General features: G+C 57.2%; 16 protein-coding genes and 1 tRNA gene. 15 read left to right on the plus strand and 2 right to left on the minus strand.

Features of this window, described 5'->3' with window-relative positions:
- Nucleotides 1–119: 119 nt before the first annotated feature.
- The 7 genes from EI77_RS01115 (at nt 120) to EI77_RS01145 (ending at nt 8,149) form a co-directional block, all read left to right on the plus strand.
- Nucleotides 120–195, plus strand: a tRNA-Phe gene (locus EI77_RS01115).
- Between the two features lie 184 nt (nt 196–379).
- Nucleotides 380–2,191, plus strand: coding sequence for a GMC family oxidoreductase (locus EI77_RS01120; RefSeq protein WP_133792917.1), 1,812 nt, complete (start codon nt 380–382; stop codon nt 2,189–2,191).
- A gap of 1 nt (nt 2,192) precedes the next feature.
- Entirely contained in the window at nt 2,193–2,855 is a 663-nt protein-coding gene (locus tag EI77_RS01125; protein WP_208300232.1) for a gluconate 2-dehydrogenase subunit 3 family protein, read from the plus strand.
- Between the two features lie 64 nt (nt 2,856–2,919).
- Nucleotides 2,920–4,419 (plus strand): sulfatase family protein, encoded by a 1,500-nt coding sequence (locus tag EI77_RS01130; protein WP_133792918.1) that lies wholly within the window; start codon nt 2,920–2,922, stop codon nt 4,417–4,419.
- 43 nt (nt 4,420–4,462) lie between these two features.
- Entirely contained in the window at nt 4,463–5,413 is a 951-nt protein-coding gene (locus EI77_RS01135) for an alpha/beta hydrolase (RefSeq protein WP_133792919.1), read from the plus strand.
- 74 nt (nt 5,414–5,487) lie between these two features.
- A complete protein-coding gene (locus EI77_RS01140; RefSeq protein ID WP_133792920.1) occupies nt 5,488–7,386 on the plus strand; it encodes a sulfatase-like hydrolase/transferase in 1,899 nt (632 codons plus the stop codon).
- Nucleotides 7,387–7,468: 82 nt separating this feature from the next.
- A complete protein-coding gene (locus EI77_RS01145; protein ID WP_133792921.1) occupies nt 7,469–8,149 on the plus strand; it encodes a hypothetical protein in 681 nt (226 codons plus the stop codon).
- A gap of 18 nt (nt 8,150–8,167) precedes the next feature.
- Here the strand turns inward: EI77_RS01145 and EI77_RS01150 are convergent, their stop codons facing one another.
- Entirely contained in the window at nt 8,168–9,694 is a 1,527-nt protein-coding gene (locus tag EI77_RS01150) for a sulfatase family protein (protein WP_133792922.1), read from the minus strand.
- A 536-nt stretch (nt 9,695–10,230) separates the two neighbouring features.
- Between EI77_RS01150 and EI77_RS01155 the strand changes: the two genes are divergently transcribed.
- Genes EI77_RS01155 through EI77_RS01165 form a run of 3 tightly spaced genes read left to right on the plus strand, consistent with a single transcriptional unit; the run spans nt 10,231 to nt 14,010 of the window.
- A complete protein-coding gene (locus EI77_RS01155; RefSeq protein WP_133792923.1) occupies nt 10,231–10,899 on the plus strand; it encodes a hypothetical protein in 669 nt (222 codons plus the stop codon).
- 46 nt (nt 10,900–10,945) lie between these two features.
- The gene (locus EI77_RS01160) at nt 10,946–12,538 is read left to right on the plus strand and encodes an arylsulfatase (protein WP_133792924.1); all 1,593 of its coding nucleotides are present in this window, start codon (nt 10,946–10,948) and stop codon (nt 12,536–12,538) included.
- Between the two features lie 14 nt (nt 12,539–12,552).
- Nucleotides 12,553–14,010 (plus strand): sulfatase-like hydrolase/transferase, encoded by a 1,458-nt coding sequence (locus tag EI77_RS01165; protein ID WP_133792925.1) that lies wholly within the window; start codon nt 12,553–12,555, stop codon nt 14,008–14,010.
- 13 nt (nt 14,011–14,023) lie between these two features.
- On the opposite strand, the gene EI77_RS01170 is transcribed toward EI77_RS01165, so the two are convergent.
- Nucleotides 14,024–15,559 carry a sulfatase family protein gene (locus tag EI77_RS01170; RefSeq protein ID WP_208300233.1) on the minus strand — a complete coding sequence of 512 codons (1,536 nt, stop codon included), beginning with the start codon at nt 15,557–15,559 and terminating at the stop codon, nt 14,024–14,026.
- Between the two features lie 159 nt (nt 15,560–15,718).
- On the opposite strand from EI77_RS01170, the gene asnS reads away from it, so the two are divergent.
- The 5 genes from asnS to EI77_RS01195 all read left to right on the plus strand — a co-directional run bounded on the left by asnS (nt 15,719) and on the right by EI77_RS01195 (nt 22,909).
- Nucleotides 15,719–17,080, plus strand: a complete 1,362-nt coding sequence (asnS, locus tag EI77_RS01175) for an asparagine--tRNA ligase (protein WP_133792926.1) — start codon at nt 15,719–15,721, stop codon at nt 17,078–17,080.
- A 13-nt stretch (nt 17,081–17,093) separates the two neighbouring features.
- The gene (locus tag EI77_RS01180; protein ID WP_166646947.1) at nt 17,094–18,026 is read left to right on the plus strand and encodes a protein-disulfide reductase DsbD domain-containing protein; all 933 of its coding nucleotides are present in this window, start codon (nt 17,094–17,096) and stop codon (nt 18,024–18,026) included.
- A gap of 112 nt (nt 18,027–18,138) precedes the next feature.
- Nucleotides 18,139–20,094, plus strand: coding sequence for a TOL_0244 family TonB-dependent receptor (locus EI77_RS01185; protein ID WP_166646948.1), 1,956 nt, complete (start codon nt 18,139–18,141; stop codon nt 20,092–20,094).
- Between the two features lie 35 nt (nt 20,095–20,129).
- Nucleotides 20,130–20,648, plus strand: a complete 519-nt coding sequence (locus EI77_RS01190; protein WP_166646949.1) for a TOL_0243 family YfiR-like periplasmic protein — start codon at nt 20,130–20,132, stop codon at nt 20,646–20,648.
- A gap of 2 nt (nt 20,649–20,650) precedes the next feature.
- Nucleotides 20,651–22,909 (plus strand): sensor histidine kinase, YfiR-like protein-associated, encoded by a 2,259-nt coding sequence (locus EI77_RS01195; RefSeq protein WP_133792930.1) that lies wholly within the window; start codon nt 20,651–20,653, stop codon nt 22,907–22,909.
- The last annotated feature ends 148 nt before the right edge of the window (nt 22,910–23,057 follow it).

A 23,057-nucleotide genomic window follows, 5' to 3' on the forward strand; every position in this document is an offset into this window, starting at 1 on the left:
ACGTGCGCCCCACCCTTCCCAAGCTGGGTTATATGGCAAAATTTTGCGTTAAATGTAAAAACCCGTTGCATGCCCTCCCACCCTTTGCCACTATCGCGGCCCGCCAGACCGGCGGGAATGGCTCAGTAGCTCAGTCGGTAGAGCAGGGGATTGAAAATCCCCGTGTCGGCGGTTCGATTCCGTCCTGAGCCACCACCTCTTTTAAGGTGTTGGCTTTTAACGGATTAAGAGATAAGTTTCTCTTTTTTTGGAGTCCTGATTGCATGCTTTTGCACCAATCCAGCGCCTAAGAGACTTGGCCTATCCGAAGTCGCGGTAAACTGTTTTACCCCAATTACCCTGAGAGACATCTCCGGCTCTCGCCGTTACCCTGTCACTCATGCCCGTTATCACTTCCGCCCAGGCCCAGGATTCCTACGACGTCATCATCGTTGGCTCAGGAGCGGGCGGTGGCCAGACGGCCTATACCCTCACCATGGAAGGCGTCAAAGTCCTCATGCTGGAGGCGGGCCGTTCGTTTGATCCATTGACGGAGGTGGCCATGTTTCAGCTCCCCAGCCAAGCCCCTTTACGTGGCGAGAAAACCCCGGACAAGCAGTATGGCTTTCACGACTGCTCCATCAACAGCGGCTGGGACATCCCTGGCGAGCCCTATGCCAACGCGGGCAAGAAGCCCGAGGACCAGTTTCGCTGGTGGCGGCAGCGCATGATGGGCGGGCGCACCAACCACTGGGGCCGCATCACCCTGCGCAACGGCCCGTATGACTTCAAGCCCTACACTCAATATGGGGCAGGCTTTGACTGGCCCATCTCGTACGACGACGTCGCCCCGTATTATGACAAGGTGGAGATGCTCATCGGTGTTTTTGGCAGCAACGAGGGGTTGGAAAATTCACCCGATTCCTCCCCTGGTGTCCTGATGCCTGCGCCGAAACTGCGCGTGGGGGAACTCTATGCCCAAAAGCACGCGCCCAAAGCCGACATGAAGGTCGTGTCTATCCATCGTGCCGTGATGAGCGTGCCGCAGGATGCTGAAAAACTACCCGCCAAGCTTCATCCCGGCAATCCCAAAGCCCAAAGCATCCTGGCCGATTCCATGCGCTCCAGGTCACCCTGTTTTTGGGCCACCGACTGCCACCGCGGCTGCTCCATCCGCGCCAATTACGATTCCCAAACCGTGCACCTTCGGCCAGCCCTGGCGACAGGAAACCTCGACATTCTGCCCAATGCCATGGCCCGGGAGGTGACCGTTAACAAGGAAGGCAAAGCCACCGGTATAACCTACATTGATAAAACCACCGGCAAGGAAGGCCACGTCAGCGGACGCGCCGTCGTCCTAGCCGCCAGCTCCCAGGAATCCGTCCGCCTCCTGTTGAATTCCAAGTCCTCCCTTTTCCCTCAGGGCCTGGCCAATTCCAGCGGCAAGGTGGGCAAATACATCACGGATTCCGTCTCCAGCAGCTTCAGCGCCCACATGCCCGCCTTCGAAGGCATGCCCCTGCACAATGAAGACGGCGCAGGTGGCCCGCATGCCTATGTACCCTGGACCCAGCATGAACAAAACCGCAAAGGCGCGCTCGGCTTCCCCGGCGGCTATCACTTGGAATTTACCAGCGGACGGCAGATGCCCTCCATGACTGTCGCCAACGGGTTTGACAACCTCGCGGGCCGCAGCGGCGTCACCTATGGTCGCCAGCTCAAGGAAGATGCCCGCCGTTATTATGGCTGCCGTCTCGGCTTCGGTGCCCAGGGCACCATGCTGCCCAACGAAGGCACCTTTTGCGAAATCGACCCCGACCTCAAAGACCAGTGGGGCATCCCTGCGCTACGCTTCCATTGGAAGTGGACGGATCATGAACTCAACCAGGTACGCCATCAGCAGAAGCGCATTGGCGAACTCCTCACCGCCCTGGGTGGGAAATTCACCAAACCACCGGAGACCGATCCCCTCAAAGCCATCCGGTCCGGCGGCTCCGTCATTCATGAAGTCGGCGGAGCCATCATGGGGGATGATCCATCCCGCTCAGTGACCAATCAATGGAGCCAGACGTGGGATGTTAAAAACCTCTTCATGGCCGATGGCGCACCCTTCGCCAGTACCGCAGATAAAAATCCCACGCTGACGATCATGGCCCTCGCCTGGCGCATGGCAGATCACCTCATGGAAGAGCTGAAGAAAGGAAACATCTGATATGATCCCCCCCACCCCTTCCCCGCTCCTGGACCGCCGCACTGCCATCCAGTGGATGCTCACGGCAGCAGCCACACTGACTGTTCGTGATCACTCCGCCCTCGCTGCGGAGACACCCGGAGCCACCGCCTCCGCGCGTCTCCCGGCCAAAGGTTACGGTCCCGATCCCAGCATGGTGAAATTTTACCTGCCGGGTGATGTCTGGCCCCTCACCTTTACCGAATCCCAGCGCCGCACCGCCACCGCTCTTTGCGATGTCATCATGCCTGCGGATGAAACATCCCCAGCGGCCTCCACCGTCGGCGTGCCCGCCTTCATGGATGAATGGGTCAGCTCCCCATACCCTGGCCAGAAAGCAGATCGCGCACTTATTCTTGAAGGTCTGGACTGGATCGAAGCAGAAGCCCAAAAACGCTTCAAGACCAGCTTTGCCGATCTTCAAGCCGCCCAGCACATCGCCATCTGCGATGACATCAGCCAGGCTCAACCGAAGCCCGAATTTAAAAAAGCCGCCTCCTTTTTCAAACGTTACCGCGATCTCACCGCCGGCGGTTATTACACCACCCCGGAAGGCATGAAGGACATCGGTTATCGCGGCAACATCCCTCAGGCCACCTTCGATGGCCCGCCCATCGAGGCCCTGCGCCACGTCGGCCTCGCTTGATCCTCCTCCATCGCCCTGCTGCTGGTTCCCGTCCTTGGCACCTAACCGATCAACTTCCTACATCATGAAACATTATCTCGTTTCACTCCTCTTCACCATCCTTGGTTTTTCACTCACCACAGCATCCGCCGCACAGCCAAACATCATCCTCCTCATGGGCGATGATCACGGGTGGGAGGAAACCGGGTATAACGGTCATCCTCACGTCAAAACACCGGTGCTCGATGAGATGGCCGCCACGGGTCTGCGCATGGACCGCTTCTATGCCGCGCATCCCAGCTGCTCACCCACACGGGCCAGTTTCCTCACCGGCCGTCATCCCAACCGCATGGGCACCTTTGCCCCAGGCTGGTCATTGAGGCCTCAAGAGATCACCGTCGCTCAGGTCCTCAGCAAAGCAGGTTACCGCTGCGGCCACTTTGGCAAATGGCATGTCGGCGCAGTGAAAGCGGAGTCCCCCACTAGCCCCGGTGCCATGGGCTTCCACGAATGGGTTTCGCACGACAACTTCTTCGAGCTCAATCCTTCTCTCTCCCGCAACGGTGGCCCGCCCGAAGTCATCCAAGGTGAAAGCTCCGAAGTCGTCATCCATGAAGCCATCCGCTTTATCGACCGCAGTAGAAAAGCCGACAAACCCTTCTTCACAGTTGTCTGGTTCGGCTCCCCCCATGAGCCCTACAGCGGCCTGCCTGCGGACCTCGCCCTTTACGATGACCTGCCCGCGAAGTACAAGAAAAAAGTCCGCCTCACCTCCAACGAAACCGGCGGCCCGGTCCAGCGTCCCCAGGGAGAAGTCCTGCGTGAAAGGTATGCTGAAATCACCGCCATGGACCGTGCCATCGGCCAGTTGCGCCAGCATCTCGCTGACCAGGGCCTGCGCCAGGACACGCTGATCTTTTACTGTGGCGACAACGGCACCTCCGCCGATGGCGCTCTCGGCTTTCCTCATCGTGGCGTGAAGGGCCAGGTGTATGAAGGCGGCACGCTAGTCCCCGGCCTCATCGAATGGCCTGCCCGCATTCCCCAGCCCCGCACCACCGCCGTCCGCGCCACCACCAGCGACCTGCTCCCCACCCTCTGCGCGGTGGTCGGCCAGCCCCTTCCAGACCGCCCGCTGGATGGCATTGACCTCACACCCCTGCTAGACGGAAAAATGACCGTCCGCCCTACCCCTCTCTACTTTTGGGACTATCCCTCCGCACGTCTCAAAGGTCTGGATCTCAAACCCTGGATAGACCCCGCTCTTCAAGAAGGCACCACTCCCCTCGCGAAAAAATCCGGCGGCAAAGCCACCCGTGACTTCACCAACTTCCATCACCCCGCCCTCAGCGATGCCGATTACCTCGGCGCACGCGCCATCATTGACGGCCACTACAAGCTGGTCCTCCAGGATAAAAAGAAAGGTGCCTCATCCCAGGAGCTCTTCGATCTCCAGGCCGATCCCGCCGAGAAGAATAACCTCCTCAGTGAGAAACCCGACGTCGCCAAAAAACTTCAAGGCCAGCTCCGCCAATGGCAGCAAAGCGTGCTCAACAGCCTCAGCGGAGCAGATTACCAAAAGTGATTTCTCAACCACCTAGCGCCTAACATAAAGTATTTCTTCACCCATGAAGCGCCTCCTCACCTCTCTGCTCGCTCTCATCACCTGTGCATGCCTGCAAGCGGCTGACACAACCGCTGAGCCGAAAGCCAAGACCAAAGCTGCCAAATCCAAAAAGGAAAAACCCAAAAACTCTAAACCTCCAGGGGCAGAGGCAGCATCAGGAAAACCCTACATCTACAAGACCTCCGCTGGTGAGCCTCGTCAGATGGAAATCTTTTTCCCTCCCGATCATGATCCCGCTAAAGCCAAAGTGCCTGGCTTGATCCTCTTTCATGGAGGTGGTTGGGGCGGCGGCACACTCGCTCAATTTCGCATGGCCTGCGCATACTTCGCCAGTCGCGGCCTCGTCTGCGCCACCTCAGAATACCAGCGCTCCAGCAAGGCCAATTCCGCCGGGCTTCCTCCAGATGAATCTCGCAAGCGCGTCTGCATCGTCGATGCCAAGAGCGCTATTCGCTGGTTCAAGCAAAAGGCTCCAGAGCTCGGCATTGATCCGCAGCGCATCATCACCGGCGGCGGCTCCGCAGGCGGCCACATCTCCGCCCTGGCCACGCTAAATCCCGGCCTCAATGACCCCGCCGACCCCAAAGAATTCGATACCAGCGTCGTCGCGTATCTGTGGTTCAATCCCGCCTTTTCGGAAGAAGACAACGCCGACAATGAAGTCAATGTGCTCAAGCACCTGAAACCCTCCCTCGCGCCTGCCATCGTCTTTTTCGGTACCCAAGACGGTTGGAAAAAAGGCTGGGATGCCGCCCATGAAAAACTCAAATCCCTCGGCAACACCACCACGGAACTCTGGCTCGCAGAAGGTGAAGGCCACAGCTTCTTCAACACCGCACCCTGGCAAAACATCACACTTATCGCCGCCGACCGCTTCCTCGTCCAGCAAGGCCTCCTCACGGGCGAGCCTACCCTCCCCGCACCGGTCACCGGTGAAAAATTAGTGAGGTGAGTCCGCACTGGCAGGCAGTCATTCGCACCCATAGCAAGACCCGCCCCTCCGCCGCGTTACACATGCATCCAACCATGAAGCACCTGCTCCTCGCCATTGTTCTGACCATCCTATGCCAGCCAATTTTCGGCGCAGACAAGCCTAACATCCTCTGGCTCACCAGTGAGGATCACGGACCCGAGATGGGCTGCTATGGGGACAAGGTGGCCCGCACGCCCAATGTGGATGCACTTGCCGCCAAAGGAATGATTTTCAAAAAAGCCTGGTCCGTCGCCCCCGTCTGCGCGCCTGCTCGCACCGCCATCATTACCGGCATGTATCCCTCCAGCACCGGCGGGCTGCACATGCGCTCCATGGTCTCCATGCCTGAGGGCACTCAGATGTATCCCAAGTTCTTGCAGAAAGTCGGCTACTACTGCTCCAACAACAGCAAGACCGACTACAACGTACGCGATTCAGGCCAGATCTGGGATGAATCCTCCGGCCAGGCTCATTGGAAAAAACGCGCTGAGGGACAGCCCTTCTTTGCCGTCTTCAATTCCACCAAAAGCCACGAAAGCCAGATCCGCACCCGTCCCCACAGTCAGATCACCCAGCCCGCAGACATCCGCATCCCCGCGTACCACCCGGATACCCCAGAGGTCCGCGAAGACTGGGCCCAGTACTATGACAAAGTCAGCGCAGCCGATGCCGATGCAGGCAAGCACCTCAAGGACCTGGCCGATGCAGGCTTGACCGAAGACACCATCATCTTCTATTATGGCGACCACGGCAGCGGCATGCCACGCAGCAAACGCTGGCCTTCCAATTCCGGCCTGCATGTCCCCATGGTCGTCTATTTCCCTGCGAAATGGCAGCACCTCGCGCCGAAGGAATACAGCGCTGGTGGCAGTTCGGACCGCATGGTCAGCTTTGTCGATCTCGCCCCCACCCTCCTCAGCATCGTCGGCATTCAGCCTCCGGCCTGTATGCAGGGCCATGCCTTCGCCGGCCCCTATCAGACAGAGCCTCAGCCCTACCTGTATGGCGAGCGTGGCCGGATGGATGAACGCATGGACCTCGTCCGCAGCATCACCGATGGCCGCTATGTTTACCTGCGCAATTATTACCCTCACGTCTCCCAAGCCCAGCGGGTGGATTTCCAGTTCCAGACTCCCACCACCCGCATCTGGAACCAGCTCTTTACTGAGGGCAAGACCACCCCTCCCCAGTCCATCTTCTGGACCGTGCCAAAAGAACCCGAGGAGCTTTACGACCTCCAGTCTGACCGCGACGAAGTCAAAAACCTCGCCCACTCACCCGAACATCGTCCCATCCTGGAAAAACTCCGCGCCGCTCAACGCGCGCACCTCGCCAAAGTCCGCGATGTCTGCTTCCTGCCTGAAAGTGAAGTGCACAGCCGCGCCGAAGGCAGCACACCTTACGACATCGCTCATGATGACACCAAGTATCCCTTTGAGCGCATCCTCGCCGCAGCGGATCTCGCCTCTGGCCTGGATTCCACCGCCGTTCCTCAGCTCACCAAGCTGATGACCGATGCCGATAGCGCCATCCGTTTTTGGGGCACCCTGGGCATCCTCATGCGCGGTGAAGACGCCACCCGGCAGACGGCCTCAGCTCTAGACAAAGCTCTCTCCGATGATTCCGTCAATGTCCGCATCGCCGCCGCCCAGGCTCTTGGCACCTTTGGAGATGAAGCCGCCCTCAATAAAGCTCTGGCCACGCTCAGCACTCTTGCCACCCCAGAGGCCAATGGCGTCCTCACCTCCATGGCCGCCCTCGCCGCCATTGAGGCCCTCGGCCCCAAAGCCGCATCTCTCCATCCCGCCATCGCCAGCATGAAAGCAGATGGCCCGTCCCCGGACGGCCGCTACGGCAGCTACGTCCCCCGCCTCATTCAAAACATCGCTCCAGATGCAAAACCCGCCGCAGGCAAGGCCAAGCGTAAAGGCAAAAAGAAGACTGAAGAATAGACCTTCATTCCATCACTCATACCCTTACCATTCTTTTAGTTAGGCCTTTTCAGTCACCTGCTCCACGCCGTAACCCTTCCCAATGAAATTCCTCCCCCTTCTCTGCCTCGCCTTTCCCCTCTTTTCTGCTGCGGCGGACATCCCTACGACCCCTCTCGCAGAAAAAGGTGATTCACTTTTCAATGACGACTTCGAGCGCAGCATTCTCGGTGAATGGAAGTCCATCATTCCCACCTTCACCGTCGAAGGCGGAGTCCTCAAAGGCGTTCAGACCCGTGACGACCACGGTGCCGTCGGCCGCGTTTACCGCCCGATGAAAGATGTCATCATCGAGTTCAAATTCCAGCTCGCAGGGTCTGCCACCTTCAATGCCGTCTTTGATGATCAAAAGCATAAAGGCTCCCACGCCGGCCACATCACTCGCATCACATTCACCCCCAAACTCATCCGTCTCGGCGATGACAAAGAAGGCCTTATGCGCAATGACATCTACCTCATGCGCAAGGACCCGGCTCAAAAGCCTGCATCGGAAAAGCTTCTCGTTGGCCGCGGTTCATCCTCTCCCGTCGTGATCGAGCAGAAGAAGTGGTACCACGTCACCATCGAAAACGTCGGCGATAAACTGCGCATCCTCCTCGATGGCAAGCCCACCGCCTTCCTTCAGTCCTCCGGCCTCGCTCACGAAACCAAAAGCAGCTTCCACTTCACCGTCACCGGTCCCGGCGTTCTTTTCGATGACGTCCGCATCTGGAACGCCAAGTAAAACACGTGGGGATCTTCATCACCGCGTACGCTCCGCACTCAGGATCGCATCCATCCGCTCAATAAACTGCTGCGTCTTCTCCGGATGCTGAGCACTGAGGTCCTTGGATTCAGAGGGATCATCCGGGAGATGATAGAGAGCATGCACCGGTGCATTCTCAGGCCGGGACTTGCGGGTGACCACCGCCTGCGTCTTGCCTTTCTTCTTCATGCGGACCAGCTTCCAATCACCCATGCGCAGGCCAAAGTTGCCACTCACACCGTTGTCCTGCTGCAGCAGATGGTCCCGCCCCTTCGCTCCAGCTTCACCCAGTATAGCCGGGAGAATGTTCAGACTGTCCAGGCAACCTGTCTCCGGCAGTGCGATGTCATTGAGAGCCGCGAGGCTGGCGGCAAGGTCCACCGTGCAGACCACTTCATCCGAAACGCCCGGCTGAATACGGCCCCGCCAGCGGGTGATGAAGGGTGTGCGCGTTCCACCTTCCAACACGCTATACTTGCCACCGCTGAAGGGACCTGCAGGCTGGTGGTCGCCCAGCTTTTCCACCGCGCCATCCTTATACCCGTCATCCAGCACAGGACCATTGTCGGAACAAAAAATGATCAGGGTATTCTCCGTCAGTTTCAGGCGATCCAGCGTCTTCATCAGTTCCCCCACACACCAGTCGAGCTGGACGATGCTGTCACCGCGCAGCCCCAGGCTCGTCTTACCCTGGAAACGTTCATGCGGGATACGCGGCACATGAATGTCATGACTGGCGAAGTAGAGGAAAAAAGGAGACTCACGATTAGCCTCCATCCATGCATCGGACGCCTTCACCCAGCGGTCAGCCAGGTCTTCATCACGGAAGCGGGCCGCGCTGGCACCGGTATAAAAACCGATCCGGCTAATACCATTGTGAATAGTCTGGTTATGCCCGTGGCTCCAGTCCATCTTCAAAGTATCCCGATGCGTGATTCCCGTAGGATGATCTTCAGAAGGTGCCTGATTGCCCACCCACAACGGGTCTTTCGGGTCCAGGTTCAGCACCCGATGATCTTCCACATACACCTGCGGCACACGGTCATTCGTCGTCGGCAGCAGCAGGCAATGGTCAAAGCCGATCTCAAGCGGCCCCGGCTTCAGTTCCCCATTCCAGTCTGGCTCAGGATCGCCCAGGCCCAGGTGCCATTTGCCGATCACCGCCGTCTTATACCCGCCTTTCTTTAAAAGGGCTGGCAGCGTCACCGTCCCTGGCTGGATGATCGCCGGAGCCGCTGGCGGAGCGATACCCGTGCCCTTTTGCCGAAAAGCATACGTCCCGGTGAGCAGAGAAAAGCGCGTAGGCGTGCAGGTGGAGGCAGAGCAATAGCCACTAGTGAAACGCACCCCCTCCTTGGCTAGGCGATCAATGTTCGGCGTCTGCACTGCGGTGGCCCCATAACAGCCCACATCACCATACCCCAGGTCATCCGCCATGATGACAATGATGTTAGGCTTGTCCGCAGCGAAAGCAGCAGACAGACACAGCGAGGCAGCAATAAAAAAGGTGCGGATCGATAGCATGGTAAAACCTGGAAACGCGATTCAGGGTCATCTCATTGCGAAGAAAGGCCCGCTATTTTTATTCCCCCAGTCCGGGACACCTCTGCCCAGCATGATCCGCTTGCCACCCACCACATAAGAACGATATTAAATATTATTTAGTCATTACTTATGAATTTCCCGCCCTCACACAAAACCACGCGCTCTCCAAAATGTCACCTCAGCACACATTTCCCCCATCTCTCCCCATGGGGACTTCTGGGGATTCAATGGGGAAACAAAATCCCCATCGCAAAACATTGAGCAACAACCCCTTGCCGCTCCAAATCCCCAGATGGGGAAAAAACGAAAATCATCCCCATTTCCCCCGCGCCCCTTCCTCAGCTTCACACGAAGCCTCATCCGCAACACAGAAAATGTGGAACCCGGATAGCCACTGGTGGCATTGGGCGGAAAGTTTGGGGCATTGCCCACGTCTGCCATTCAATGCCACGCGCAGTCAGCCCCTGGCGCACACTTCGTCTCTCCTGATTTAAACTGGCCCCTGCTTTTCCCTTATGAAAAAAATCCTCTTTCTGGTCTGCATCTCCGCCATCTTTGCATCCGCGCAGACGCCCCCCGTGACCGCCATCGGCTCCACCGCAGCACTCATTGTCACCACCCCTTTTGACCAGCCCGCTCCGCCCACACGCAAAGGCCTCATCAATGGCTGGCAGGCCTCCATTGGCGAATGGTCGGTCAAAGACGCTTCCCTGCACGGTGATGAAGTCCCGGCAGATCACCACCCCTCCTCTTGCATCTATCGGGTCGAGGCCACAGACCTCATCATCACCGCTCAGTTCAGGCTCGGCACGTCGGAGCATGTCGCCTTTGGCTGCCGTGACAGCATTGCGCCCAACCATCACCTGGGCCGCACCTTCATCAGCCGTGACAGCATCTGGATTCAAAAGATGTCTGGCATCGCCAAGACCACAAAGGTTGAAAAGCTCGCTGAAATCAAGACCCCCATGGATCCTGAGGCTTGGCACGAACTGACCATCGAAATCATTGGCGACCACTACCGCGCCCGTATTGGCCAGCACATCCTGGAAGCGCACCATGAGCGGTTCAAAGACGCCAAAGGCCTCATCGCCCTCATTGTCAAAGGCCAGGGAGCACAGTTCAAAAATGTCAGCATCTGGCATGCACGCCCCCTATCTGTCTCTTCTGAAAAGGCAAAACCGTAAAGCCCCCCGGCCCCTGCAATCCCTGCCTTCAACCGCCTAACAGCTTATGAAACCAGCCTCTGTCCTGCTGTCACTTCTGCTCTCACTCCAGCCTTCTTTTGCTGCACCGCAGCAGCCTAACATCGTCGTCATCCTGGTGGATGACATGGGCTTTTCTGATCTCGGCTGTTATGGCTCTGAGATTCCCACGCCGAACCTGGATGCGCTCGGAGCCGGAGGCGTCAAGTTCACCCAGTTTTACAATACCGGGCGCTGCTGCCCTACCCGGGCCTCACTTCTCACCGGCCTCTACCCGCATCAGGCAGGCGTCGGTCACATGACAGAGGACAAAGGCGTCCCCGGGTACCAGGGACGGCTCAATGACTCCTGTGTGACCATTGCTGAAGTTTTGAAACCCGCCGGTTACTTCACCGCCATGTCCGGTAAATGGCATGTCGGCCAGAACCTGGGCGTGACCCCCTGGGGCCGTGGATTTGACCGCAGTCTCAATGCGGCAGCAGGCGGCTTTTACTTTCCCGAATCTCCCAAAGCGAAGCTTTTTCTCAATGGCGAAGAGATCGCCAATGAAGATGCCCGCCTGCCAAAGAACTGGTACAGTACCGACCTCTGGACCACCTTCGGCCTGAAGTTCATTGATGAGGCCCTGGCGGAAAAGAAACCTTTCTACCTTCACCTCTGCCACAATGCACCGCATTTTCCCCTCCAGGTTCCGGCGGAGGAAATCGCCAAATTTCGCGGCCGTTATAAAACCGGCTGGGGAGCAGTCCGCGATGCCCGTTATGCCAGGCAGCAGAAAATGGGTTTGATTGACCAGAACTGGCCCAAAGCCCCCCGCCCCAAAGAGGTGCAACCCTGGGTCAACGTATCCGCCGAAGAAAAGGACCGCTTTGATCACCTCATGGCCACTTATGCAGCAACCGTCCATCGCATGGACAAGGCCGTCGGCGATCTGGTTTCCGGCCTGAAAGATCGCGGTGTCTTCGAAAATACGCTCATCCTTTTCATGAGCGACAATGGCGGCAATGCCGAAGCCGGCCCCATGGGGAAAACCGATGGAGATCCCTCCACCGCCGGTTCCTCCTGGTTCTGTGGCATGAGCTGGGCCTTTGCCGAAAATACCCCTTTCCGTCTCTTCAAACACTATAACCACGAAGGCGGCATCGCCACCCCGCTCATCGCCCATTGGCCCCAGGGCATCACCGCCAAAGGCGAATGGCGCACTCAACCAGGGCATCTGGTGGACATCATGGCCACCTGTGTGGAAGTCGGCCAGGCTTCCTATCCTGCTGCCTTCAAAGGCAAGCCGGTCACCCCGATGGAAGGGAAAAGCCTCATCCCAGCCTTTGCCAACCATCCTATCGAACGTAGCGCACTCTACTGGGAGCATGAAGGCAATGCCGCAGTGAGAGTCGGCGATCTGAAGCTCGTACGCCAGGGTCGTGAAAGTGCGTGGGAGCTTTACGATCTCAAGACAGACCGCACAGAGCAGCAGAATCTGGCCGCCGCCCAGCCGGAAAAAGTCGCTGAACTGGCAGCCAACTGGGATGCCTGGGCCGTGCGCGCAGAGGTCAAACCTTACCCGGCCAGGGAAGGCAAAAAGAAAGGCCGGGGCAAGAAGAAGGCTGCTGCGAAAAATTGAGACACGGCATCGCCATGAAACACCTTTGGTTATTCCTCATCCTTTCCTCCCTCCTCCTCGGCACCCCGTCTTCTGCCGCTGAGCGTCCAAACATCGTCATGATTTTCATTGATGACATGGGCTGGGGAGACTTCTCCTGCTTTGGCAATCCGGATGCGCAAACCCCGAACGTGGATCGCCTCGCCTCCGAGGGCATACGCTTCTCCCAGTTTTATGTCAACTCGCCCATCTGTTCCCCCTCACGCTGCGCCCTCACCACCGGTCAGTATCCACAGCGCTGGCGCATCACCTCATTCCTGAACAATCGCGCGGACAATGAACGGCGCGGCGTCGCCCAGTGGCTGGATCCAAAGGCCCCCACACTGGCCCGCGCCCTCCAGCAGCACGGTTATGCCACCGGCCATTTTGGCAAATGGCATCTCGGTGGTCAGCGGGATGTGGATGATGCCCCACCCATCACCGCCTACGGCTTTGATGAAAGCCTAACCAACTTCGAAGGCATGGGCCCAAAACTCCTGCCCCTCACCATGAAACCCGGTGATACGGAACCCGGCAAGATTTGGGCCGATGCCGAACGTCTGGGCCAGCCCGTAACGTGGATGCAGCGTTCAGAGATCACCACGGGATTCATCACTGCCGCCATCCCTTTCATGGACAAGGCCGCCAGGCAGAAAAAGCCCTTTTATATCAACCTATGGCCAGATGATGTACACGGCCCCTGGTGCCCCCCCGTGGACCAATGGGCGGATGGAAAGCGCGGCTTATACCTCTCCGTCCTTCAGTCCATGGACCGTCAGTTCGGCCTCTTGTTTGATCATATCCGTCGCGATCCAGACCTTCGTGAAAACACCCTCATCCTGATCTGCTCCGATAACGGACCCGAGATCGGCGTCGGCAGTGCAGGCCCCTTTCGCGGTTTTAAAACCACCCTTTATGAAGGCGGCACACGTTCTCCGCTCATCGTCTGGAGCCCTGGCCTCATCGCCAAAGACAAAGCTGGAACTCATAACACAACCTCCGTCTTCGCCGCCTTTGACCTCGTTCCCTCCTTGCTGAAAATCGCAGGCACCTCACCACTTGCCGATGTCACGCTGGATGGAGAAGACCTATCCGCCACCTTGCTTGGAAAAGGCACAGCCTCCCGCTCCGCACCGCTCTTCTGGCGGCGGCCCCCGGACCGTAAAACCGTCAACCCCACCCTCAAAGAACGCCTGCCAGACCTCGCCATGCGCGAGGGAGACTGGAAACTCCTCTGTGAATACGACGGCACCCTGCCCCAGCTCTATGATCTGGCCAAAGATCCTGGCGAAACCACCAACCTCGCCAGCCAGCATCCAGACGTGGTCAAACGCCTGACCCTGTCCCTCCTCTCCTGGCACCGGTCCATGCCTCCTGACAACGGTCCCCAGTTAGCAACGGCTAAGCCAGCTAAAAAATCCCCGTCATCGCCTGCAAACCGTCAGCAGAAATAGATTCAGCATGCCTTCACTTCTTCGCCTTCTTCCCCTTCCCCTTTTTGGCGGCAGGCGCTGGGGGTGGCGGCAGTCCATCATCCGGCTGGTTGGAGAAGCGCCAGGGGTCATGCAGGCGGCGCATCTCACTCAGCAGCAGCGCTTCCATCTCGGCCAGCTTGTTCGCATGAGCGGGATCTTTGGCCAGATTAGTCTGCGCCGGAGTCGGCTTCACACCGCTCAGCGCGGTTACTTTGGGATCATGATGCTCGGCGATGAGTTCATCGGGATTATCCTTCAGATTGAAAAGCTGGGTCTCATTCACAGAGCCATCAGCCGCTTCATACTTCGTCAGTTTCCAGTCACCCTGCTTCACACATCTCATGCCCGGTTTGCCGCCGCCACTGTAAGCTCCGTAAAGGACATCTCGGACAGTCGTCTTTTCACCCGCAAGCACAGGCTTAAAGCTGATGCCTTCATTGGTTTCCGGTGCAGGGATATTGGCCAGATCACAAAGAGTGGCCAGGATGTCCATCAAGTAGATGTTTCCATCCACACGCGAGCCAGCCTTGATGCCTGGCCCCTTAACAATGAATGGAACACGCCAGGTATGCTGGTAGAGGTTTTGTTTCCCCATCAGTCCATGCCGACCGATGGAGATGCCGTGGTCTGCCGTATAGATGATGTAGGTATTGTCCAGCTCGCCCATTTCCTCCAGCTTCTTCAGCACCCGGCCGATCTGGATGTCGATGTTCTCACTGCACGCATACTCCCGGCCGATTTCATTGCGGATGCTCGCCTCGTCCCGGTGACGCCACACGCCGCTCACATCCACTTCATCCCGCACATCCAGGTGCGTGTTGTCAAAGGGATGTCCCGGCAGGTAGTTCGCAGGCAGCTTCGGCTGCTTCGCATGCAAAGAGGGCTGGGTATTGGGATCGGTATGGTTTGTGGCACCGTATTTGGCCAGCAGCTCAGGCCTACCGTCCCGGGTGTCATGCGGATGAGAGAACCCATAGTAAATGAGGAAGGGCTGCGTATCCTTCGCGGCCTCGCGGTCCACCAGATACTTCAGCACCTGCTGCGCATGCCACCCACTGCCACTTTCTTCATCACCACCCCGCTTCACGGCATCATGGCGCACGGTGAAAAGCTTGTTAGCAGCCTCATAGCTGTTGCCCATTTTGCAGGTGCGCATGGTGGCATAACCGGCACGGTTGAAGACCGCCGGGATGGTCTGCTGCTCCAGCGCCGGCGGGCAGCGCTCCGCAGCCCAAGGCGCAATCGGCAGATGCCATACCGTGCGTCCACTCATGATCATGTGGCGGGAGGGAGTGCAGACCGCCCCGCTAAAAGAACCCATGTGATACGCCCCGGTGAAGACCATCCCTTCAGCCGCCAGACGATCCAGATTCGGAGTCTCCAGTGGCGAAGTGGGATCGTAGGTCTTCAGGTCAAAAGGCGACTGGTCATCGGCCAGGATGAACAGAATGTTTGGCATCCGGTTGTCCATCGCAAAAGTCGGAGACCCGATGAACAGGGCGGTGAGAAGAAACAAAAAGGCTTTCATAAACGAGGCTGGAAACATCACCCACGCAGCAGCAGTGGGCGGCACAAGGAAACGATTAGAAAAGGTCCAGCTTTCAGATTTGTGGTTCTTGAACGGTCAGGGGCAAACCAGTCGTCTCCGCCCCTTGCCCGCCGCGTTTCCCGCATCCATAAATGCACCATGCCAGAAACGTTGCGCCACATCCTTGCCTCTGAATCCCCCCGTAGCTCCATCACTGTCCGTGGCTGGGTGCGGACCAAGCGGGAGTCCAAATCCTGCGCTTTCCTGGAGATCACGGACGGCTCCTGCTTCCGGGGATTGCAGGTGGTGGTGGATGCCGCCCTGCCTTCCGCTTCGTTGCTCTCCAGCGTATTGACGGGGGCTTCCGTTGAGGTCATTGGGGATCTCATTGCTTCCCCTGCCGCAGGACAAAAATGGGAGCTCCAAGCCACGGAACTCAAATTGCTTGGTGAAGCCGATGCGACTTACCCTCTGCAAAAAAAAGGCCACACGCCTGAGTTCCTGCGCACCATCGCCCATCTGCGTCCGCGCACGAACCTCTTTGGCAATGTCTTCCGCGTGCGCAGCCGCATGGCCTTTGCCGTGCACCGTTTCTTCCAGGAGCGCGGTTTCTTTTACGTCCACACGCCCATCATCACCTCCAGTGACTGTGAGGGTGCAGGCGAGCTTTTCCGTGTAACGACTCTCAAGCAAGGTGCACCGGCCAAACCTGAAGACGACTTCTTTGGCCGCCCCACTTACCTGACCGTCAGCGGTCAGCTCCAGGGGGAAACCTTCGCCTGTGCACTGGGAAACATCTATACTTTTGGCCCCACCTTCCGTGCGGAAAACAGCAACACCGCACGCCATGCGGCGGAGTTTTGGATGATCGAGCCTGAGATGGCCTTTTATGATCTCTTTGCCGACATGACCCTGGCTGAGGAGCATGTGAAGTACTTGGTGGATGCCATGCTGACCGAATGCCCTGAGGAGCTGGAATTCTTCAACAAATTCGTGGACAAAGAATTGGTTAACCGCCTTCAGCAGACCTTGGAAAAGCCTTTTGAACGCATCAGCTATACGGAGGCCGTAGATCTGCTGTTAAAATCCGGCCGCAGCTTTGAGCATCCCGTTGTCTGGGGCGAGGGCCTGCAAACAGAGCATGAGCGCTACATCGCCGAGCAGCATGTGCGCGGTCCGGTGACGATCTACAACTACCCGAAATCCATCAAGCCCTTTTACATGCGTCAGAATGAGGATGGGAAAACGGTGGCCGCCATGGACCTGCTCGTACCCGGCATTGGTGAAATCATTGGCGGCAGCCAGCGTGAGGAGCGCCTGGATGTCCTGCGCGCCGCCATGAAGGACCACAATCTGAGCGAGGAAGACTATCAATGGTATGTGGACCTGCGCCGGTATGGCAGCGTGCCGCATGCAGGATTCGGTCTCGGGTTTGAGCGCCTGCTGATGTTTGTCACCGGGGTGAGCAATATCCGTGATGTGATTCCCTTTGCACGGACGCCTGGCCATGCGGCGTATTAGAAAAAGAATGTTTATGACCGATCCGGGAAAAGTGTGCAGTGTTCAGGGCTCGGTCCTCAATTTACCAGGACTGTGGACCATCATCATCCTGCTGCTTGCCTCGCTGGATACGGCAACGGCACAGACGGGACTCACCCTTCAACTGGTGCCTGAGACGAGCGCGATTGTGCCCGGCCAGCCCTTCCGGGTGGGGCTTTTCATTCAGCATGATCCCGGCTGGCATACCTACTGGCGGCAGCCTGGCATTGTTGGGGTGCCCACCAGCATCGCCTGGGATCTGCCAGCAGGGTTTAAAGCCGGTGAACTGGAATTTCCCGAGCCTGAAAGTGTGCTCATGTTCCGCATCAAGGCACAGGGCTATGAGCGGGACGTGCTGCTACAGACCGTGATCACCGCACCCACCGATGTGCCGCCCGGAAAGATCATTTCGCTCAAAGGCAAAGCCACCTGGATGTGCTGCGGGAATACCTGTCATCCGGGTCATCAGGAGATATCGCTCACCATGCCGGTAGCCACTGAGGCTCAGCCGGATACACAATGGCAGCCTCTTTTTGAAAAGGAACGGTCCGTCTATGCCCGGCCCAGCACCGCATGGACTGCCAGTGCGGAGGAAGAGGGGCTGAAGGTGACACTCATCCTCACCCCTGGACCCGGAGCACGTCCCTTCACCCCGGATGAAAAAGTGATCTTTTTTACGGATGACGGCTGGATCAACAGTGATGAACCGCAGCCGCAAAAACTGTCCTCGGAGGGTAGCTTAACCCTATCTTTAACTAGGGCGGACGTATTCTTGGGAAAGGTCGTCCCTGAGAAGTTGAACGGTATCGTCCAGCGAGACGGAGGCTGGAATGAAAAGGAACACTGGCGAAGCCTGATCGTCACTCCAAAATTAAAACGTCACTTAGTCAAGAATCTAGACAGCCAACAACCAGACGAGAAACGATGATCTCGAGACCATTCTAAATACTTGCCTTGCTTAGGAATATCATTTCACATTTTAAGAAAAAAAGTTTGTCCCGATAAGAATCCACATTGTTAAATCCGGCATGGCTGAGGGAATGCATTCATTTTCAAGCAACTATCGCAAATACCGCTATGTGATTCCTTATGGCGTGGCGGGAGTATTGTTATGCACCGTAGCAACCGCCCAGGAGGTTGAAGACTTCCGACCTTCAACCCTTAAAAACCTTTCACTGGATCAACTGGTGGATGTGGAAATCACCTCTGTCTCCCGCCGCCCAGAACCTTTATTGAAGGCTTCAAGCGCCATTGACGTGCTAACTTCGGAAGAGATTCGCCGTTCGGGTGCCACCAACCTGCCAGATGCGTTGAGGCTGGCCACAGGCCTGCATGTCGCCCAGTTTGACGGGCATAGCTGGGCCATATCCGCCCGTGGATTCAATTCTACCACGGCCAATAAGTTGCAGGTTCTCATGGATGGTCGCAGCCTCTATACTCCCCTGTATGCAGGGGTATTCTGGGATGTACAGCATACCTTTCTTCCTGACATTGAGCAGATCGAGGTTATACGCGGACCCGGAGCCACCCTCTGGGGAGCAAACGCCGTGAATGGTGTGATTAATATCCGAACTAAAACGGCGCAGGAAACCCAGGGCTGGATGATGCAGGGAGGCCGTGGCACTGAGGAAAATGGCTTCGGCGGCATTCGGTATGGAGGCAAGATCGGCGACAGCACTTATTACCGGGCATATGTCACCACACTAAACCGTGACAGTCTCTCACTGGAGCTGAATGGTGACGATTCCCTGGACGAATACGCCCTGACCAAGGGCGGATTCCGGATGGACTCCGAACTGACTTCAACTGACACCCTGACACTCCAGGGCGATCTCTATACTGGCCGCTTTGGCCAGGTCGTCGGAGATGACATCGAAGTAGGCGGCGGCAATATGATCATTCGCTGGAACCATGAAATCTCCAACGACGAGAGTTTCTGGCTCCAGGCCTATTATGACCGGACTTACCGGTTGGTGCCCGGCTCAGCGGAGGAGACCCGCAACAGCTATGACATCGAGATGCAGCATAGCAAGAAGCTGACGCCAAGGCAGCATCTCATTTGGGGCCTGAATGCACGTGCCTCGGAGGATCAGATCGGTGAGCAAGCCGCGGGGGCGGCATTCCTCCCGGCCAATGAAACTCTCTACCTTTTCAGCGGCTACTTGCAGGATGATATTCAGGTATTGCCTGACCTGCTGATGGTCACACTCGGCTCCAAGTTTGAATACAACAGTTTCAGCGGTTTTGAATACCAGCCCAGCCTGCGCTTTGCCCTGACTCCAACCGAACGGCAGACCTTTTGGGGCTCAGTCGCCAGAGCCGTGCGCACCCCTTCACGGATTGACCAGGATGTCTATATTCCCAACCCGCAGATTTCCCCGGCTATACTGCGCAATAACCGGGATTTTGATTCTGAAGTCCTGATCGCTTATGAACTGGGCCACAGGGCCAAATGGAGCCGCAGTGTAACGACTGACCTCGCCCTCTTTTATAACGACTATGACAAAGTCCGCAGCATAGAGACCGTCGGTTCCCCACCGACTCACTATGTCTTCGCAAACGGTGTTGCAGGGGAAACATACGGGGCTGAACTGGATGTGAAATGGCAGCCTACCCGCTGGTGGCAGCTCGGCCTGGGTTATACCATCATGCAGACAAATCTGCGCACCGAGCCCGGCAGCACGGATCCCACCGAAGGCAGCGGCGAGTTCAATGACCCGAACCATATTCTGGTTATTCGTTCCTCCATGGACCTGCCAGGAAACGTGGAACTGGATGCCACCTTCAGGCATGTTGACGAACTGCAGCAGACAGCTCTCTCAAACACTCCCGCTTATTCCACCGTGGACATTCGTCTGGCCTGGCGGCCAACCAATGACCTGGAACTGGCCATCGTTGGCCGCAACCTGCTGGATGCCAGCCATACAGAATTTCGGCGCAATGCCACCCGTGAGATTGGGCGCAGTGTTTATTTCATGGCCACATGGAGTTTCTAAAACCATCAGCCGTCAAAAGCGGATTGAAAAGGACGGTGCTTGCACTGCTCCTTTTGGTAAATATTCCTAGTGGGTCATTACAGGCAGAAGAAGAGGGTCGCGAGTATGCCGTAAAAGCTGTTTTTTTGTATAACTTCTGCCAGTTTATCGAGTGGCCCCGGCAGCAGTTCCCCTCTGCGAATACCCCTTTTGTCATCGGTATTCTGGGCAGCAATCCCTTTGGATCCCTCCTGAGCGAAACGGTACAAGGAGAAGTGGTGCGGGGCCGCAGTATCCGGCTGGAGTATTATCAACGACCAGCGGACGCCCATAACTGTCACATCCTGTTTGTCAGTGATGAGGAACTGGCCCGGAATCCGAATGTTTGTGCAGTGCTGCGTGGGCAAAGCGTGGTGACCGTGGGTGAGAGCGATGCCTTTCTGGAAAGGGGGGGCATGATTGCTCTGGCATCCGAGCAAAACCGCATTCGGGTTAGGATCTATCTGGAGGCTGTGGGCGCTTCAAAGATAGAAATAAGCTCCAAACTACTGCGCATAGCCGATATCAAACGCTAACCATGATCCCCCTCCGCGATGCACCCATCAAGCACAAGCTGATGGTGGTCCTTCTTTTGACCACCAGTCTGGCGCTTGTACTCATGGGCGCAGCCGTCATGACGTACGAGGTCATTACCTTCAGTGCATCGATCAAGACCAATACCAGCGTACTGGCAAAGGTCATCGGCTCCATCAGCACCAGTTCACTGGCATTCGAAAACCGGGATGATGCCAAAGAAGTGTTGAGTGTCTTATCCGCAGAACCGCAGATCACCCTCGCAGTTATCTATGACAAGGAAGGCAGAATCTTTGCCCATTTCCCGCAGGAAATGGCGGTAGACAGCCTGCCACCCTTGGCTGGAAAAGACGGCAGTCACTTCAGCTCATCCACTCTGCACATGCATCAGCCCATCTTGGAAAAAGGTAACAGGCTGGGCACCATTTATCTAAGGGCCGACCTGAGTGAAATGTATTCCCGACTGCTCACTTATGGAGGCCTGCTACTGCTCGCCTGCGTAGGCGCAGTCATTGGTTCCCTGACGGTCTCCACCTCTTTGCAACGGCGGATTTCGCGTCCGATTGTGCAATTGGCGGAGACTGCACGGGCTGTCTCTGAAAGGCAGGACTATACGGTAAGGGCCACCCAGCATGGGCGGGATGAGATCGGCGACCTGACGGAGGCATTTAACCAAATGCTCACCCATATCGATGAAGCACGCTCAGCTCTGGCAGGCAGTGAAGAACGGCTGAGGTTGGCACTGGAAGGATCCGAAACGGGAACCTGGGACTGGAATCTGGTGACCAACCAGGTGACCTGGGATGACTACATGTTTCCGCTCTATGGCATTGAAAAGGCGGCATGGGGCGGGACTCCCGACAGCTTTTTTTCCCTGGTCCATCCCGATGACCGCAAGGAGATCGAGCGGGCGATGAAAGCCGCTATCGAAACACGCCGGGAAGTCGATATCGCCTTCCGTATTTGCGGTCCGAATGGGCAAATTAGGCACATGGCGAACCGTGGCCGTGTATTCCTGGATACCCATGGTAACGCGATACGGATGAGCGGGGTGAGCCTGGATGTGACGCAGTCCAAACTAACGGAGAAAGCTCTACAGGATGCCAAAAATACGGCTGAAGCGGCCAACCGGGCCAAGGATGAATTCCTGGCGATTTTGAGTCACGAACTGCGCACGCCACTGTCCCCGGTACTGGCCACCCTGGCGATGATTGAAGAAGACCCAGCCACCCCCGCGGCCATCCAACCGGACTTGGAGATGATCCGCCGCAATGTGGAGGTGGAGGCACGAATCATTGATGACCTGCTGGATGTGACACGCATTGCCAGGGGCAAACTAGAACTCCACTCCCACATCGTGGATTTGAAGCCCATCCTCAATCATGCGGTGGATAATTATCTGCGAGACCAGGCCGCTCAGAAAAATGTGACTGTGAAACTGGACAATGATCCTGCTGTCCCCTGGATCTATGCCGATGCGGCCCGCATCACCCAGGTGCTATGGAATCTGCTGCAAAACGCCTGCAAATTCACTCCAGAAAATGGCAGCATTTCTATTCGGGCCTTCAATGAACCAATTCAGAGCCACGGCAGGGAGCAAAACGAGCTAGTCATCGAAATCACCGATACAGGCATCGGCATCACCCCCGACATCCTGCCGCGCATCTTTGACGCCTTTGAACAAGGCGAGCGCTCACGCACTCGGCGCTTTGGCGGCCTGGGACTGGGACTGGCGATCAGCCGGGCCATCATCGGTATGCATGGTGGCACATTGACAGCCAGCAGTCCGGGCAAGGAACAGGGAGCCACCTTTACCGTCCGGCTGCCCATTCTGGCCATGCCCGCCCAGGAACAGTCCAGCCCTGCGGACCAAACACCGAAGACAGTCGCCGCCCAAAATTCCACGCGCATCCTCCTGGTGGAAGATCATGCTGACAGTGCCCAGCAACTCTCAAGGCTGCTGAAACGGGCTGGTCACCAGGTGACCTGTGCCACGACCGTGGCCGAAGGCCGAGATCTGGGTTTGCGCGAAGAATTCGACCTGCTGATCAGCGACCTCGGCCTGCCGGATGGCAGCGGCCATGATCTGATGCGTGAACTGAGTGAATTGCATCCCTTGCCTGCGATCGCCCTGAGTGGCTATGGAATGGAAGAAGACATCAAAGAAAGTCTGGCAGCCGGTTTTTCCCGACACCTGACCAAACCGGTGAACTGGGCCGAGCTGAAAGTGGCCATCCAGCACCTGACCCAAAAGGACGTATAGGCCGGTGCGAGGGGCTCTGATTCGGAAATCTATTTCATGATTCGCTATATGAGTGGATTTTTTGCCCGGCCCGTGGAACATCCTCCCCAAGATTAAGCGCCGATCCCCGTATTATAGAATGCAGGGTGTCTATACCCGCCTCTCCGCG

Source organism: Prosthecobacter fusiformis (assembly GCF_004364345.1).
GTDB lineage: Bacteria > Verrucomicrobiota > Verrucomicrobiia > Verrucomicrobiales > Verrucomicrobiaceae > Prosthecobacter > Prosthecobacter fusiformis.